This is a genomic window from Enterococcus mediterraneensis (assembly GCF_900604485.1).
Lineage (GTDB): Bacteria > Bacillota > Bacilli > Lactobacillales > Enterococcaceae > Enterococcus_C > Enterococcus_C mediterraneensis.
In genome coordinates, this window is sequence record NZ_UWOP01000001.1 from 291,577 (window position 1) to 306,399 (window position 14,823).

Sequence of the window (14,823 nt, forward strand, 5' to 3'; positions counted from 1 at the left end):
TTTTGTGTCGAGTAAGACGCGACTATAAAAAAATATCCGAACGATAGTTGACCTGTTTCTACCGTTCATGGTAAAACCTGCCGATATACAGCAGTGGTCATTATCATTCGAATATTTTTCTAGTATGTTATAGCCGATCCTTTACAAATTGACAAGACTTTGGTTCATAACAGTCTACTTTATTCATTTGATTTTAGTGCTTCGATCATGTCGACTTTTTTTAATTTAAAGTAAATAACGATCCCTACGATCACAGTGAAAAAGATGGTGATCAAACTAGAATAAAGGTAACTGATGGCGTGGATATTCGGCGGGAACATCAGCATATCAAGTTCTACAGTCTGCAATACATAATTGTGTTCGATTTTACCCATCACAAGACCCACCAAGATTCCTAATAATGTCAGAAGGATATTTTCGCGATAGATATACATCGTTACTTCTTTGTCATAAAACCCTAGTACTTTGATGGTAGACAATTCCCTGATTCGTTCCGAAATATTGATATTGTTCAAGTTGTACAGCACGATAAATGCCAACAGACCTGCAGAAATGATCAACACCCAAACGACTAGATTCAATGTCTCCGTGGTATCTCCCAGCGCGTCCAATGATTCAGTCAAGAAGGAAACATTGATGACTCCATCGTTTTCCATCAGATGATTGGCTAGATCATTTTCCTGTTTCGTTGACAAAGAGCGATCAAAAGCAATAAATTCCGTATTGTAGCTTGGCTTTTTATCAAAGACTTGTTCATAATATTTTGGTGACAGATAAGCAAAATGCCCCGTATAGTTTTCAGTAATGGCAGTAACTTTGACAGGATAGGTATGATCTGTTGATTTCAGCTCGATAGTATCACCGATCTTGATATCAAATAATTTTGCCAGTTTTTCGTTGATAATCGCGCCGTCATCTGTCAGCTGGTATTTTTTGCCGGTTTTTCGATCATTGAATAAAATAAATTTCGAAACTTCCTGCGGATCTTCCGGTACATAGACTGTCACATCTTGCGGTGTCTGTTTATTCCCAGACAATGTAAGGATCTCAGAAGAAATCGGCAGCCGTTCTTTGAAATGCTCTGCTTTGCTTATCTCTTCTTCATATCGTGTTCGTTGTTCAGTCGTCGCATTTTCATTGAAGGTCACGATCCCTTCATAATTCCACAACTTCTCAAACTGTGTTGGAACGATATCGCTGATAGAATCTCTTAATCCAAAACCGGTCACGATCATCGAGGTACAACCGGCAATGCCAAAAATCGTCATCAGCATCCGCAATTTGTAACGGAATAGATTTCGCATCGTTACTTTTTGGATAAAGCTGAGTCGTTTCCAAACAGGACGGATATATTCCAGCCAGACACGTTTTCCGGCTTTTGGTGCTTTAGGACGAAGCAATTCTGCCGGCTGACTGAACAGATCGATCCACAATGCCAGCAATGCGACACCAACCGTACAGACTAATGCCACGATGATCCCGATCAGTGAGTAACTCCAATACCACGGTGTCACAAACTCTTCAATATTATAAAGCTGTCCGTAAGCACTGATAATAATCGTCGGGAACAAGTAAAAGCCTAACGCCAAACCTAAAATAGACCCGATCAATCCAGCACTTAATGAGTAATATAAAAATTTCAAAGCGATCTCATGATTTTTATATCCTAATGCTTTAAAAGTCCCGATTTCTGTTCGTTTTTCTTCAATCATACGAGTCATGGTAGTCAGACTTACCAACGCGGCGATCAAGAAGAAAATGATCGGAAAGACGGTCGCCAGTGATGAGATACGATCTGCATTTTGTTTATATTCGATATAACCGGGATTGTCTTCACGATCTGTAAAGAGATATTCCGCCGGTTTCATTTCATTTAATCTTGCTGTTTCGTTTTTCAGCTGAAGTTCGGCATCCAAAAGTTTTGGCATATTCTCGCTATTTTGCTTTTGAAATTCTTCCAAACCTTTTTGATATTCCTCTTCGGCAGCTTCGATCTGTTCAGAAGCCTGCGCAAGCTCGGCTTCGCCGGCGGCTTGCTGTTCCGCTAATTCTTGTCTGCCGGCAGCGATCTGTTGCTTGCCATTTGCGATCTCTCTTTCACCAGAGCTGATTTGAGCTTCTGCTGCTTGTAACTGCTGTCTTTGCGTTTGCAGCGTCCGCTCAGCGGTTTCACTTTCTTGGATCTGTCTCGTTAGTGCGGTCGCTTGATTTGTAGCGGTGGTCAATTGATTGTTTGCTTCTTGTGCTGCTGTATTGACCGTTTCAATGATCGTTGCAAATTGTTCTTTCGTGGTTTCATCTGATAAGTTCGTCACTTGCTCGACTGCAGGAGAACTGCTGTCTATTTCATTTAAAGATTTCAACCATTCTGCTCGTTGTTCCACGATGGTTTCTTTGAATTCTTCTTCACCCAATGCTGCCGCTCGCTGAAAACTTGCGGCCAAACCTTGATAAGCAGTGACTTTCTTCGTCAGTCCATCGATGGTTTTCGTTAACTCTGTCTGCTGTTGTTTTGCTTCAGCCAGTTGCTGTTTTCGATCATTGAGCTGTCGTTCGGCGGTATCCAGTCTTTCTTTTTGGGCAGCCAGCTGTTGCTTCTGCTGCTCTAATTCTGTTTCTTGGCTCGTCAATGCAGCTTCATTAGCATCCAGTTCTTGTGTTGCCTGATTGATTTGTGCTGTCATCTGTTCTCTATTTGCAAGGATCTCTTGCTTTCCTTGGTCGATGTCTTTTTTGGCTTGTGTTAATTTGTCTTCCGCATCTTGTAACGCTTTTTCGCCATCTTCCACCTGTTTTCTTACTTTGTCTAATTCTTTCTCAGCGGCTTGTTTGACCTCGGCTAAACGTTCTTCAGGACGATCTGCCAGTTTTTTCTCAAGTTTGTCTAACTCAGCGGCGACCTTTTTTGTATAAGCATCCGTATAGGCACTGTTCGTCTGTTTAAAGGATACCAAGATCCGCGAATAAGTAGACAGATCCAGATCTTTTTCAGAAACAACAGCAAAATAATCTACCGAACCGCTGCCGACATTTGTGTTGCCTCGTTTGACATTTTCAATAAACTCCGGGGAATTGACAAAGCCGACGATTTTTAATTTATGGGATTTTACTTGATTTTGCGGATCATCTTCTTTCGCGATCTCAAACGTGTCGCCAACGGCATAATTTTTTGAATTGGCGATGCTATCCAGCGCGATTTCCCCTTCTTTTTCCGGAAGCCGGCCTTTGACTACCACATAGTCGTTCAATTCTTTTGTCAGCCCGAAAATACGGACCACTTGATTGGCTTCTGTCAGATTCAGATCCAGCATGTATTGGGGGACTGCCTTAGCGACTTGCGGTTCTTCCTTGATCAAATCCAGATCTTTTTCCACAACGCCAAGTGTCGAAGCAACTGCTCCGTCTGCCAAGTCTTGTTTTTGATAATAGTCATCTGCCGAACGGATCATATCAGGACCGGTGGCACCGATCCCTGCAAAAAAGGCAACGCCTAAAAAAATGATCCCCAAGATAGAAAAGAAGCGGGCGGGTGAATTTTTGATCTCACGAAGACTTGTTTTAAGTAAAGCTGATTTTTTCATGCGCTGCTCCTACCATTCTATTTGATCCACCGGGGTCGGCTGTTCGTTGATCTCGATACTGCGCACTTTGGCGTCGTTGATTCGGATCACCCGATCGGCCATTGGTGCGATCTGGGAATTATGAGTGATGATCAAAACAGTGGTTCCCATGTTTCTGGCAGTATCTTGTAAGATCTGCAAAATCTGTTTCCCTGTTTCATAATCCAACGCGCCTGTCGGTTCATCGCACAATAACAATTTTGGTTTCTTGGCCAACGCCCGCGCGATAGTTACCCGCTGCTGTTCCCCGCCGGAAAGTTGCGATGGAAAGTTGTTCATACGTTTTCCTAATCCCACTTGCAAGAGGACGTCTTCCGGATCACTGGCTTCTTTGACGATCTGCGACGCTAATTCGACATTTTCCTTAGCCGTCAAATTAGGAACTAAATTGTAAAATTGAAAAACAAAGCCGACATCATAACGACGATATTCTGTTAATTGTTTGGCATTGAATGTTGAAATATCCACCCCATCAATAGCGACTTTGCCGCTGTCACAGGTATCCATCCCGCCAAGAATATTCAAGACCGTTGATTTACCAGCGCCACTGGGACCTAAAATAACCGCGATCTCTCCTTTTTCAACAGAAAACGTAACTCCGTCATTAGCCATGATCGTGGTGTCGCCCATTTTGTATTTTTTTACTTCATCTACTACTTCAATATAACTCATCTACACTGCTCCTTATCCGTTTTCATTCCTAGTGTACCATATTTTTGAACCGAATTTACCGGATTTTATTGTTTCTGGGCAGTGAATAGAAGAAAGAAAAAAGCTATCCGTTTGATTTTGCCTGTTAGGCTCAAACGGATAGCTTGTATGATTTGATTATGCGTGATAGCGTTCTACGCCGTCAAGATAAGTCGCTTCTAATGTCATATCAGGATTCAATACGATAAAGTCAGCGTCGCGGTCTTTTGCGATCGATCCGCAGACATCATCGATCTTACAGCTGACTGCCGGAACGTAAGTCGCCATCATTACTGCTTGTTCAGGCGTTGCAAGTCCCCAATCAACCACATTTTTGATTGCTTCTTTCAGTTTCAAGATACTTCCTGCAAGATTTCCGGATTCTAATCGCGCAGTTCCTTCTTTTACTACTACTGGAAATTCTCCCAGCATGTAATTTCCGTCTGGCATTCCGCCAGCCATCATACAGTCAGTGATCAGCGCTACATGATCATGGCCTGCTTTTTCCATCAAAACTTCCGCAGCTTGCGGATGAACATGATGCCCATCGCAAATCAATTCAGAAAAGACATCGTGCAGTGTCAATAAAGCACCGACCATTCCTGGTTCACGATGATTCAAGCCTCGCATACCATTGTAAGCATGAACGAACACGCTGGCACCGGCTTCAACCGCTACTTGCGCTTCATCCAATGTTGCGTTGCTGTGTCCTAATGAAACAACTACGCCTTCACTGGTCACTTGTTGGACGAATTCTTTGACCCCTTGGCGTTCTGGAGCTAATGCGATTTTTTTGATGATCCCGCCTGAAGCTTCTTGCCATTCATGGAAAGTATCCAAATCCGGATCACCGAAGTAAGAAGGATTTTGCGCACCCTTATGTTCTTCTGTGAAGAAAGGTCCTTCAAAATAAATACCTTGGATTTTAGCACCAGTTACGTCTTTGTGGACGTTCCCGACTGTTTCTGCTACGTCCCGCAAGCGTTCTTTGCTGGATGTCAATGTTGTAGGTAAAAATGAAGTAACGCCGCAAGAAAGTAATCCTTCACTCATCGCTTTGATTCCTTCTGCATCGTTGTCCATTACGTCGTGATTGACAAAGCCGTGGATATGGGTGTCAACTAACCCTGGTGCGATCCATTTTCCGCTTTGATCGATTACATTTGCTTCTTGGTCAGGAAGCTCAGAATAAAAATCTCCAAATTTTCCATCGCTGATTTCTAGATATCCCGGTCCTTTTACAGCAGATTTCAAGAAGAATTTGTCAGCAAAAATAAATGTTTTCATTATGTTCGCTCCTTTATTTTGTTAATTTAAAATTACTCCTAATAGCAAAAGAAGTCAAGAAAAGGTCTACACCATTTTTAAATTTTATGCATTTCTCTAATTTTACGGCTATAAGAAAAATAGGTTTCCGCTTCTTGGGCTTTTTTTGTTTTTAGAAGCAACTCACCTTTTAAAAAGAAAAGCTCCGCTAAATAGTAATAGCTTTTTTTATCGTGGGCGGCTTTGATTCCTTCGTCCACAACGGCAGAACTTGCTTGGTACTCTTCTTGGTCAAATAAAAAACGGCCATAGTTAAAAAAGATCTTGATCAAGCGGTCCGTTCTTCTTTTTAGCGGCAGCTCTCGGTACAATGTCATACTTTTTTCTAAGTATTCCTGTGCCTTTTCTTTCACACCTAAAGCCGAATATACGCAACCGATGCAGCTGATCAGCTGTATCTCGGCAGCAGAATTATATACCTTATCGACTTGAAGCGTGTAGGAAAGTCCTTGTTTCAGGCTAAAAAGCGCTCCTTTATAATCTTGATGAAGATAAAAGCGGCAACTTCCTTCATAGTAGTAATATAGCTGCAGATCCGTGTCCAGATACAGTTGCTGCAAGACATCAGAATGATTCAGCAATTTCTCCAATTCTTGATATTCTTCATGAAAAAAATGAGATTCTATTTGATCCATGATCTCCTGATTTTTTTGCGCTTCATACCGATGGCAAGTCATCACTTGATCCATCATCACATTCAGCCGATCGCACAACTGTTGCATAACTAAAACATTCGGCAATTCTTCATTATTTTCAATCCGGCTTAAAACACTTTGAGAACAAATCCCCTGACTTAACATTTTTTGCGATAATGACCGCTGCTTTCGTATCTCTCGTAAAACATCCCCAAACGACATCTTTTCCATTTTTCTCACCTTTAAATATAAAATATGCTAATTTGCATTATTATTTTTGTTTAATTTATCACATAATGGCTGTAAGAGAAAATTATTTCTCTTACGACTAAAAAAAATTTTTGTTTTACTATCTAGTATTAGGAGTTGATAATCATGGAAAAAGCAACTGTCATCTTTGAGTGGGAACAGGCATTTTTCAAAGGTATGGTTGAAAAAGAGTACGAAAACTCTTTCTTGATCAATGTCTCAGAACCTTCCTGCAGCGAAATCAAAGAGAAATTCGCGAATCGAATGATCATTAGCAAAAAAAATTGTGAAATAGTGAATAATATTTCTCAAAACTGATCATTTGTACTATCATTAAAGGAGACACATCTCATTGCGTCAAAAGTGAGATCGTGTTCAACACCTCTTACTTGTAGTAGGAAACAAAAGAAGATTCTTCCCCAAACAGGCAGCATAGAGTAATCTATCCTGCAAAAAAATAGTTCCGTCAACTTCTTCCTCATTCTAACGAGCGAGGAAAGTGTTTGACGGAACTATTTTTATTTTTGTTTGTATGTTTCTAAGAATTCCCGCATTTTAGCGGCCGTGAATTTCAAATCATCCATCTTTGGTAAATAAACGATTCTAAAGTGGTCTGGCTTATGCCAGTTGAATCCGCCGCCGTGTACCAACAATATCTTATGTTTGTGGAGAAAATCCAAAACAAATTGTTCATCATTTACGATATTGAAACGTTTGGTATCAATTTTGGGGAAAATATAAAATGCGGCTTTAGGTTTGACTGCCGATAGACCTGGGATGTCATTGATTGCTTGGTAAATATATTCCCGCTGTTCATAGATCCGACCTCCTGGCAGCAGCAATTCATCAATACTTTGATAACCGCCAAGTGCCGTTTGGATGATTTGTTGCGAAAGCACATTGGAACAAAGTCTCATTGAAGACAGCATGTTCAATCCTTCAATATAATCTTTTGCATGGGTTTTATCTCCGCTAAGGATCATCCAGCCTACACGGAATCCCGCTACACGATGAGATTTCGAAAGGCCATTTAAGGTCACTACAAAACGATCCGGTGCAAGAGTCGCGATAGGAATATGCTGTAAACCATCCATAACCAGTCGATCGTAGATTTCATCAGAGAAAATAATCAAATCAAATTCTCTGGCGATTTCAACAATTCCTTCCAAAATTTCTTTTGGATAAAGCGCACCAGTAGGATTATTAGGATTGATCACTACGATCGCTTTCGTTTTGTCCGTTACTTTTGCCCGCATATCGTCAAGATCAGGGTACCATTCACTTTGTTCGTCACAGATATAATGGACAGGTTTTCCCCCTGCCAAAGAAACAGAAGCTGTCCAAAGCGGATAATCCGGCATCGGAACCAGCACTTCATCACCATTGTTGCATAATCCCTGCATACATAAAGTGATCAATTCGCTGACTCCGTTACCAGTATAGATATCATTGATCCCGACATTCGGAAATTTTTTCAACTGACAATACTGTTCGATCGCTTTACGAGCGGCAAAGATTCCCTTCGAATCTGAGTACCCCTCAGAATCCCGCACATTCAAAATCAAATCACGAACGATCTCATTCGGCGCTTCAAACCCAAATGGTGCGGGATTTCCTGTATTTAGCTTTAAAATACTAACGCCTTCTTCTTGCATCCGTTCCGCTTCTTCTAGTACCGGTCCGCGTACGTCATAGCTCACGCCTTCAAGTTTATTGGATTTTTCAAAATTTTTCATGGCCTTCTCCTTGTTTCATCGTTTCATTATTCAATTATCTTATTGTTTCGTTTTTCGTCAAATCTATTTCTTATACAGTAAGCCAAAGTCGTTCAAATTACAATCATTACGAGAACACTTTCAAAGAAGTTTCATATTTAGTCTCTCATGGTCAGAATATTTGCCAGCCAGTCGAGGGCGATTCCGATAATAACGCCAAGAAACAACCCCAAAACAAGATTTTCTTTCGCCAAGCCGATCAAAATCCCCGGAATCATTCCCAGCCCGGCAAATGTACCGTCAAATTTTTCTTCCTCCATAATAACATCCTCCTATTGACAAAAAAGATAAACTTGATATCATTATTAGTGTTGCAAAACATGCGGTCGTGGCGGAATGGCAGACGCGCTGTCTTGAGGGGGCAGTGGGAGTAACTCCCGTGGAAGTTCGAGTCTTCTCGGCCGCATAAAAAGCAGGCTTACTATAGTCTGCTTTTTTGTTTTCTAGGTAATATATAAATATAATATCAGTAAAATCCCTTTCTGTTGCAAAAACTTTACTATTTATAATTGTAAAGTTTTTGCTCTTTATCTATCTTGATTGCAAATTGAGTTAGACAGATATCACTACTTGCAGGATTCAAAAATATTTCCAATAAAATGGACAAAGAATATAAATCAATCGTAACCCGTGATTTATACACATATCGTGATAAACATGCATGCAAAAGAATATTTGATGTCCTTGATAATTTTTAACAAATACAAATAATACGGACAAATCACTGTTCAGCATACCGTTCACAATTTTTCCGAAAAAAAATAAGAGTAACGGATTTCAGTAGAAGACTCTTCCCCAAGGCCTCTCCATCTGTTACTCTTTTTAAAGTGATGTCTGTTGACTACTCAATAGTATAAAAGTTATTTAAATATTGCAAGCAATAACCATCACTAAAAATCTTATTATTTCAACCAAATATCCGATAAAAAGCGGAAAAATAATTTAGTTGTTTGTATTTAGCGATTAGAATATATTACGATAAATTATTTCCAATAAAAACGGCTGCATGTAAAAAACGTTTGCCATTTCTTAGGAGGAATCCCTGTGCGGGCAAGTGAATTATTGACGACATTATCCATCATCCCACAAGATCAAGCGTATATCGGCATCTACTTTCAAAAAAGTCAGCTGATTCCATTTACAACCATCAAAGCCGATCAAGATGGAAATTTGATCCTTTATGCAGAACATGAGAAAGCTCCATTGACTATCAAAGAACTTCTTCTTACTTTGATGAAAAATAAAGGCCGACAGATGCTTTATTGGAATGGCGAAACCACTAAAAAAATCTACGGCATCAAAGAATCCCAACGCAAGATCATTGTCTAACAGAAAAAGGCTGTGATACAAGTGCAGCATATCAACCGAAAAAGGGACTATCTAATCCTATAGATAGTCCCTTTTTCGGTTGATATGCTAGCCTTTTTATTTAAAATAACCATTTTTGGGCAGCTCATTTGCTCCATCTTCAATCATGCCTTTTAACGAACGATCTAGGATCGAACGCTTCTTTTCCTCTTTTGCAGAACGGCGGTATTGGCTGCGAGTCATTTGGACTTCTGAATGATTGAATTTGCGGACACTTGGATCAGTGTCTTTCTTTTCCTGATAGGCAGCGGGTTCTGTGTCAAATAAAAGATAGCTGGCTTGCGGTTTGCTCATCGCTTCGATCAGCGCTTCTTGAGAGATATCATCTTTTTTTTCATCCGGAATAATCGAAGCCGGTATATATTTAGGAACAAAATACGAACGACCGGAATACTCCTTTTTCACTGTGTTTTCTGCTTTTTCCTGTGGTTTGTTTTTTACTTTATAGGTCGAACGACGCTGGTTTTCGCCAAATAGTGATGTTCGTCCTGTCGCTGTCGGTTCTGGTTGGATTCGCTTATTATAATCCGGCAGATTTTCCCGATGTTTCTTTAACTCTTCTTGCTGACGAACCGTGTGTCCTTGTTTTTCAGCAGTCGCTTTGCGGGAACGACGCAACGCACGTTCTTCGTGAGATTCTGGATAACCGGTTTGAAAGGACGAATAACCTTGATAGCTCTCCGTTTCTTTAGCAGTTTCTGTTAAAATCCAGTCATCACCATACGAGAGTTTTCGTTTGCTTTCGCGTTGGATTTTCACACCTTCTTCATCGGAAAATGCTGGGAAACGAAAATGCTTGCGTTTGATTTCTAAAAAATTACTCATACTCAGTTCATCCTTTGCCACACTTTTCTCTATCATAACATAAAAATTTTTAGTTGTAATTTTCTTTGTCAGAACCGACCTGAGAAAACTTGAATTGCTTTCGGATGGATTGACTGCTCCGGCAGGTCCAATGTTGTTAAGGAAAACGGCAGATCGCGCAGACTTTGTATTTGCTGTTTTTTCAAGATTTGCTCTTCTTCTGTTGGATTAAAGACTGCCATCAGATAATTCTCCTGATCATAGCGTAAGATCAGCAACAGCTCATTACAAAAGAGCAAACGAAAGTCACCTTGTCTGAGTAATACATGGTCTTTTCGCATTTGCAGCCATCTCTGACAGTTTCCATAGCATTCCTCATCGATTTGTTCCCACGGGAAAAATTTGCGGTTTTCCGGATCTTTTCCCCCTGTCAGTCCAGCTTCATCACCATAATAGATACATGGTATGCCTGGCATAAAGGTCAAAAAAGCAAACGCGAGATCAAGTTTTTGTTTGTCTCCTTCTAATTCCGATAAGATCCGAGGTGTATCATGAGTCCCGATATTATTGAAGTTATTATAAAAAATATCTGTCGGATAATTTTCCTCCAACTGCGTCAATATCTTCGCCGCGTCTCTTGGTGAACAGTCTCTCTTCAAGAAATCAATGATCACTGTACGCAACGGGTAGTTCATCACACTATGCAAATGATCGCCTAGGATATATTGGCGACGTTGCTGATAGGCGATTTTATTTGAAGCGTCTTCCCAAACTTCCCCAATCAAAATCTTGTCTTTGTATCGATCAAGGTTTTTCCGGATCCCTTGAATAAAATAATCCGGCAATTCATCCGCCACATCTAGGCGCCAACCATCTACGCCCAGTTGATTCCATTTATCCAAAACGCTGTGCGTTCCATAAATAAAATCTTGAAAATCAGGATTTTCTTTTGCGATTTCCGGCAAATCTTTGATGCCCCACCAAGCTTTGTACTTTTCCGGATACTCTTCAAATTTGAACCAGTCAAAATAAGGACTTTCCGTCGATTGATAGGCGCCGATTTTTCCGTAACTGCCATCGTAATCGAAATAGCGGCTGTTTTTGCCCACATGATTGAAAACACCGTCTAAAACCAAATGCATCTCATTTTCATGAAGTGCTGCGATCAACTCATTGAAATCAGATTCATCACCCAAGATCTCGTCGATTTTCAAAAAATCGCCTGTATCATATCGATGATTGCTGTTGGCTTCAAAAATCGGATTCAAATAAATGGCTGTAACTCCTAATTCCTTTAAGTAGGGAATCTTTTTGATGATTCCTTTTAGATTGCCGCCATAAAAATCCCAACGCAGAATCTCTCCTTCTTGATTTTTGATATATAAAGGATCATCTTGCATCCTTCCATACAAGAAAGTATTCGATTTAGGCGCATTGACACGTCCATCAGGATTTCCATTAAAAAAACGATCTGGAAATATTTGATAAAAAACCGCGTCACGATACCATTTCGGTGCTTTTTCTTTTTTTTGACAACAGGTCAATTGATACTCGTGAACTGCTTCTTTAGACAGAAAGCAAGTATTTTCACCTTGTTCATTTCTCCCGTAATAGATCTTTTCCAGTTGATTCTCTTTACGAAGATGGATCTCAAAATGATAGAAGTAAAGTCCCACTCCCTCATTGACGAAAAAATCATAACAATAGCGATCCGTACCGTAGTTTTCCAACTGGATATAGTCTGGTTCTTGCGCATCTTTATGGATCACCAGATAAGCCGCTTCGACAGCTGTTTCAGCGATGGTAATCGAGAATTTGACAAAGTCTCTATCCATGACTGCGCCAAAAGGTTCTTTGTGTTCTGTCCGCCAAGGATCGTAGTAGATCTTCATTATCTTGGTTCCTTTTCTGCCGCTTTCAGGACTGGATTCAGCTGCCAGATATCTTCAGCATAACGGAGGACAGTGTCGTCTGCTGAAAAGCGTCCAGCATTAGCGATATTGATCAAACTTTTTTGTTGCCATTGCTGAGGATCCTGATACCATTCATTGATTTTTGCTTGTGCCTGACAATAAGCATCAAAATCCCGCAGTAAAAAGTATTCGTCGTTGTACTTGATCAGTGAATCAAAAATCTCACGACCTTCAAACTCGATATTTGGAATCGTACCATCGACAAAAGCATTCAATATCTTTTGCAGCACTGGTGATTCTTCATAGATTTTCAATGCAGAATAGTCTTGATTCTCATAGTAAGCATAAACTTCTTGCTCCGTCAGCCCGAATATTACGATATTGTCTTCTCCTACCGCATCTCTGATCTCAATATTGGCACCGTCAAGGGTCGCGATGGTGATCGCTCCGTTCAACATCAGTTTCATATTGCTGGTTCCTGATGCTTCTTTTGAAGCAAGAGAAATCTGTTCGCTGACATCCGCGGCCGGAATGATCCGTTCTGCTAAACTCACATTGTAGTTTTCTAAAAAGACGACTTTCAAACGGTCACCGATTGCTGGATCGTTATTGATCATATTGCCTACCTCATTGATCACTTTGATGATCGCTTTGGCATACGTATAACTAGGCGCCGCTTTAGCGCCAAAAATAAAGACGCGGGGATGGATCGCTGTATCGGGATTTTCTTTTAATTCAAAATATAATTTTAAAATATGCAATAAATTCAATAATTGCCGTTTATAAGCATGCAGCCGTTTGATCTGGACATCGAAGATCGCAGTCGGTAAGACCTTGATGCCGGTGGTTTCTTTGATGTAACGAGCCAGTGCCTCTTTGTTTTGTAATTTGGCAGCCGCTAATTCTTTCAATACTTGAGGATCGTCTAAATAATTCAGCAATAACCGCAGATCTTCAGGATTTTTTCGCCATGATTTTTTGATATGTTTATCTAAGACATGGGATAACGGCTCGTTGGCCAACTGCATCCAGCGGCGTTCTGCGATACCGTTTGTTTTATTGTTAAAGCGTTCAGGATAAATCTCATAAAAATCGTGGAGTACGACTTGTTTCAATAGTTCCGAGTGGAGCTTCGCGACACCGTTTGTGCTGTGACTGCCGATGATCGCAAGATGCGCCATATGGACCTGATCGTTTTGGATGATACGGGTACGTTCCACCAGATCACTGCCATAAGCCAATTTCTTTTTCTCCACAAAGCGTCGATCGATTTCTTCGATGATTTGATACATCCGCGGCAAAAGGGAGCGCATCAGATGGATTGGCCATTTTTCCAGCGCTTCTGCCATGATCGTGTGATTGGTATAACTCATAACTTTGACAGTGATCTCCCATGCCTGTTCCCAAGACAATCCATGCTCATCCAGCAACAGTCGCATCATTTCAGGAACGCATAACGCCGGATGAGTGTCATTGATATGGATCGCGACATACTCACTCAAACAGCTGAGGGGCTTTTTCAATTTCAAATAGTAGCGCAAGATACTTTGAACTCCAGCTGAAACAAAAAAGTATTCTTGTGCCAACCGGACTAAACGCCCTCTTTCATTGGAATCGTCGGGATACAAGACAGCTGTCAAATCTTCAAACTGTCTTCGATCTTGGATACTGGTATATTTTTCTTCTTCAGAAGTCGGGATCTCAATTCCCCACAAGCGCATGGTATTCACACGTTTGTTTTGGTATCCGATCATCGCTGTATCATAAGGGACCGCTCGCAAAATACGCTGATTTTTATAAACCGGTTTTAAATGTCCTTCTTCGTCAGGCACCATCCAAACGTCTCCGGAAAACTGGATATCTACTGCTTTGCTTTCTTTGCGGACTTCCCAGACATTGCCGCTGCTGAGCCATTCATCCGGCAATTCCACTTGATATCCATCTACGAAACGTTGTTTGAACAAACCATAATCATAGCGGATGCCATTGCCATTTCCCGGAAGACCGCAAGAAGCGATGGAGTCCATAAAACAAGAAGCTAAGCGGCCTAATCCGCCATTCCCTAAGGCCATATCTTTTTCTACATTTGCCAAATCTTCCAAATCGATTTCCATTTCCGCCAGACCTTCAGAAACGACATCCAATATGCCCAGGTTCAACAGATTGCTTTTCAACATTTTCCCTGGTAAAAATTCGATGGAAAAATAATATACCTGTTTGTCTTCATTCGCCAGATAACTTTTCCAGCTTTGCCGCCAACTATCCGAATAATAAGCCTTGATGACACTGCCTAAAACATTGAACAACTCTTGCGATGAAGCGTCTTCGATCTCCATTGCATATTTTTCCCTCAGCCGTTGACGCATCTCACTCTTAAATTTCTTTTTCGATAACACAGCTTACTTCGCTCCTTTTAGCAAAAAGGATGGACATCGATCAATAC

General features: G+C 40.8%; 11 protein-coding genes and 1 tRNA gene. 3 read left to right on the forward strand and 9 right to left on the reverse strand.

What is annotated here, in order from left to right; all coding sequences use genetic code 11:
* Positions 1–179 precede the first annotated feature (179 nt).
* The 4 genes from EFB00_RS01405 to EFB00_RS01420 all read right to left on the reverse strand — a co-directional run bounded on the left by EFB00_RS01405 (position 180) and on the right by EFB00_RS01420 (position 6,502).
* Positions 180–3,581 carry an FtsX-like permease family protein gene (locus EFB00_RS01405; RefSeq protein ID WP_122645156.1) on the reverse strand — a complete coding sequence of 1,134 codons (3,402 nt, stop codon included), beginning with the start codon at positions 3,579–3,581 and terminating at the stop codon, positions 180–182.
* A 9-nt stretch (positions 3,582–3,590) separates the two neighbouring features.
* Positions 3,591–4,292 carry an ABC transporter ATP-binding protein gene (locus EFB00_RS01410; protein ID WP_122645157.1) on the reverse strand — a complete coding sequence of 234 codons (702 nt, stop codon included), beginning with the start codon at positions 4,290–4,292 and terminating at the stop codon, positions 3,591–3,593.
* A 156-nt stretch (positions 4,293–4,448) separates the two neighbouring features.
* On the reverse strand, positions 4,449–5,597 hold the full coding sequence (nagA, locus tag EFB00_RS01415; protein ID WP_122645158.1) for an N-acetylglucosamine-6-phosphate deacetylase: 1,149 nt from the start codon (positions 5,595–5,597) through the stop codon (positions 4,449–4,451).
* A gap of 77 nt (positions 5,598–5,674) precedes the next feature.
* Positions 5,675–6,502 (reverse strand): helix-turn-helix domain-containing protein, encoded by an 828-nt coding sequence (locus EFB00_RS01420; RefSeq protein ID WP_122645159.1) that lies wholly within the window; start codon positions 6,500–6,502, stop codon positions 5,675–5,677.
* A gap of 141 nt (positions 6,503–6,643) precedes the next feature.
* On the opposite strand from EFB00_RS01420, the gene EFB00_RS01425 reads away from it, so the two are divergent.
* Positions 6,644–6,838 carry a DUF2187 domain-containing protein gene (locus EFB00_RS01425; RefSeq protein WP_206423483.1) on the forward strand — a complete coding sequence of 65 codons (195 nt, stop codon included), beginning with the start codon at positions 6,644–6,646 and terminating at the stop codon, positions 6,836–6,838.
* Positions 6,839–7,038: 200 nt separating this feature from the next.
* Here the strand turns inward: EFB00_RS01425 and EFB00_RS01430 are convergent, their stop codons facing one another.
* Positions 7,039–8,256 carry a pyridoxal phosphate-dependent aminotransferase gene (locus EFB00_RS01430; protein WP_122645161.1) on the reverse strand — a complete coding sequence of 406 codons (1,218 nt, stop codon included), beginning with the start codon at positions 8,254–8,256 and terminating at the stop codon, positions 7,039–7,041.
* A 137-nt stretch (positions 8,257–8,393) separates the two neighbouring features.
* A complete protein-coding gene (locus EFB00_RS13390) occupies positions 8,394–8,555 on the reverse strand; it encodes a hypothetical protein (RefSeq protein WP_164709410.1) in 162 nt (53 codons plus the stop codon).
* 62 nt (positions 8,556–8,617) lie between these two features.
* Between EFB00_RS13390 and EFB00_RS01435 the strand changes: the two genes are divergently transcribed.
* Together EFB00_RS01435 and EFB00_RS01440 are read left to right on the forward strand one after the other, a co-directional pair.
* A tRNA-Leu gene (locus EFB00_RS01435) sits at positions 8,618–8,701 on the forward strand.
* A 638-nt stretch (positions 8,702–9,339) separates the two neighbouring features.
* A complete protein-coding gene (locus EFB00_RS01440) occupies positions 9,340–9,624 on the forward strand; it encodes a hypothetical protein (protein WP_122645162.1) in 285 nt (94 codons plus the stop codon).
* 96 nt (positions 9,625–9,720) lie between these two features.
* Here the strand turns inward: EFB00_RS01440 and EFB00_RS01445 are convergent, their stop codons facing one another.
* From EFB00_RS01445 to EFB00_RS01455, 3 genes are all read right to left on the reverse strand, one after another.
* The gene (locus EFB00_RS01445; RefSeq protein ID WP_122645163.1) at positions 9,721–10,488 is read right to left on the reverse strand and encodes a hypothetical protein; all 768 of its coding nucleotides are present in this window, start codon (positions 10,486–10,488) and stop codon (positions 9,721–9,723) included.
* A gap of 68 nt (positions 10,489–10,556) precedes the next feature.
* Positions 10,557–12,359, reverse strand: coding sequence for a glycoside hydrolase family 13 protein (locus tag EFB00_RS01450; protein ID WP_241153388.1), 1,803 nt, complete (start codon positions 12,357–12,359; stop codon positions 10,557–10,559).
* Complete coding sequence (locus tag EFB00_RS01455; protein WP_277424018.1) at positions 12,359–14,776, reverse strand: glycogen/starch/alpha-glucan phosphorylase; 2,418 nt, start codon at positions 14,774–14,776, stop codon at positions 12,359–12,361. The genes EFB00_RS01450 and EFB00_RS01455 overlap by 1 nt, the downstream gene beginning before the upstream one ends.
* Positions 14,777–14,823: the final 47 nt, after the last annotated feature.

What these genes read in the sequence shown, in the direction of transcription:
- EFB00_RS13390 (WP_164709410.1), bottom strand. Translation starts at nt 8,555, where the DNA reads ATGGAGGAAGAAAAATTTGACGGTACATTTGCCGGGCTGGGAATGATT.
- EFB00_RS01420 (WP_122645159.1), bottom strand. Translation starts at nt 6,502, where the DNA reads ATGGAAAAGATGTCGTTTGGGGATGTTTTACGAGAGATACGAAAGCAG.
- EFB00_RS01430 (WP_122645161.1), bottom strand. Translation starts at nt 8,256, where the DNA reads ATGAAAAATTTTGAAAAATCCAATAAACTTGAAGGCGTGAGCTATGAC.
- nagA (WP_122645158.1), bottom strand. Translation starts at nt 5,597, where the DNA reads ATGAAAACATTTATTTTTGCTGACAAATTCTTCTTGAAATCTGCTGTA.
- EFB00_RS01405 (WP_122645156.1), bottom strand. Translation starts at nt 3,581, where the DNA reads ATGAAAAAATCAGCTTTACTTAAAACAAGTCTTCGTGAGATCAAAAAT.
- EFB00_RS01450 (WP_241153388.1), bottom strand. Translation starts at nt 12,359, where the DNA reads ATGAAGATCTACTACGATCCTTGGCGGACAGAACACAAAGAACCTTTT.
- EFB00_RS01410 (WP_122645157.1), bottom strand. Translation starts at nt 4,292, where the DNA reads ATGAGTTATATTGAAGTAGTAGATGAAGTAAAAAAATACAAAATGGGC.
- EFB00_RS01445 (WP_122645163.1), bottom strand. Translation starts at nt 10,488, where the DNA reads ATGAGTAATTTTTTAGAAATCAAACGCAAGCATTTTCGTTTCCCAGCA.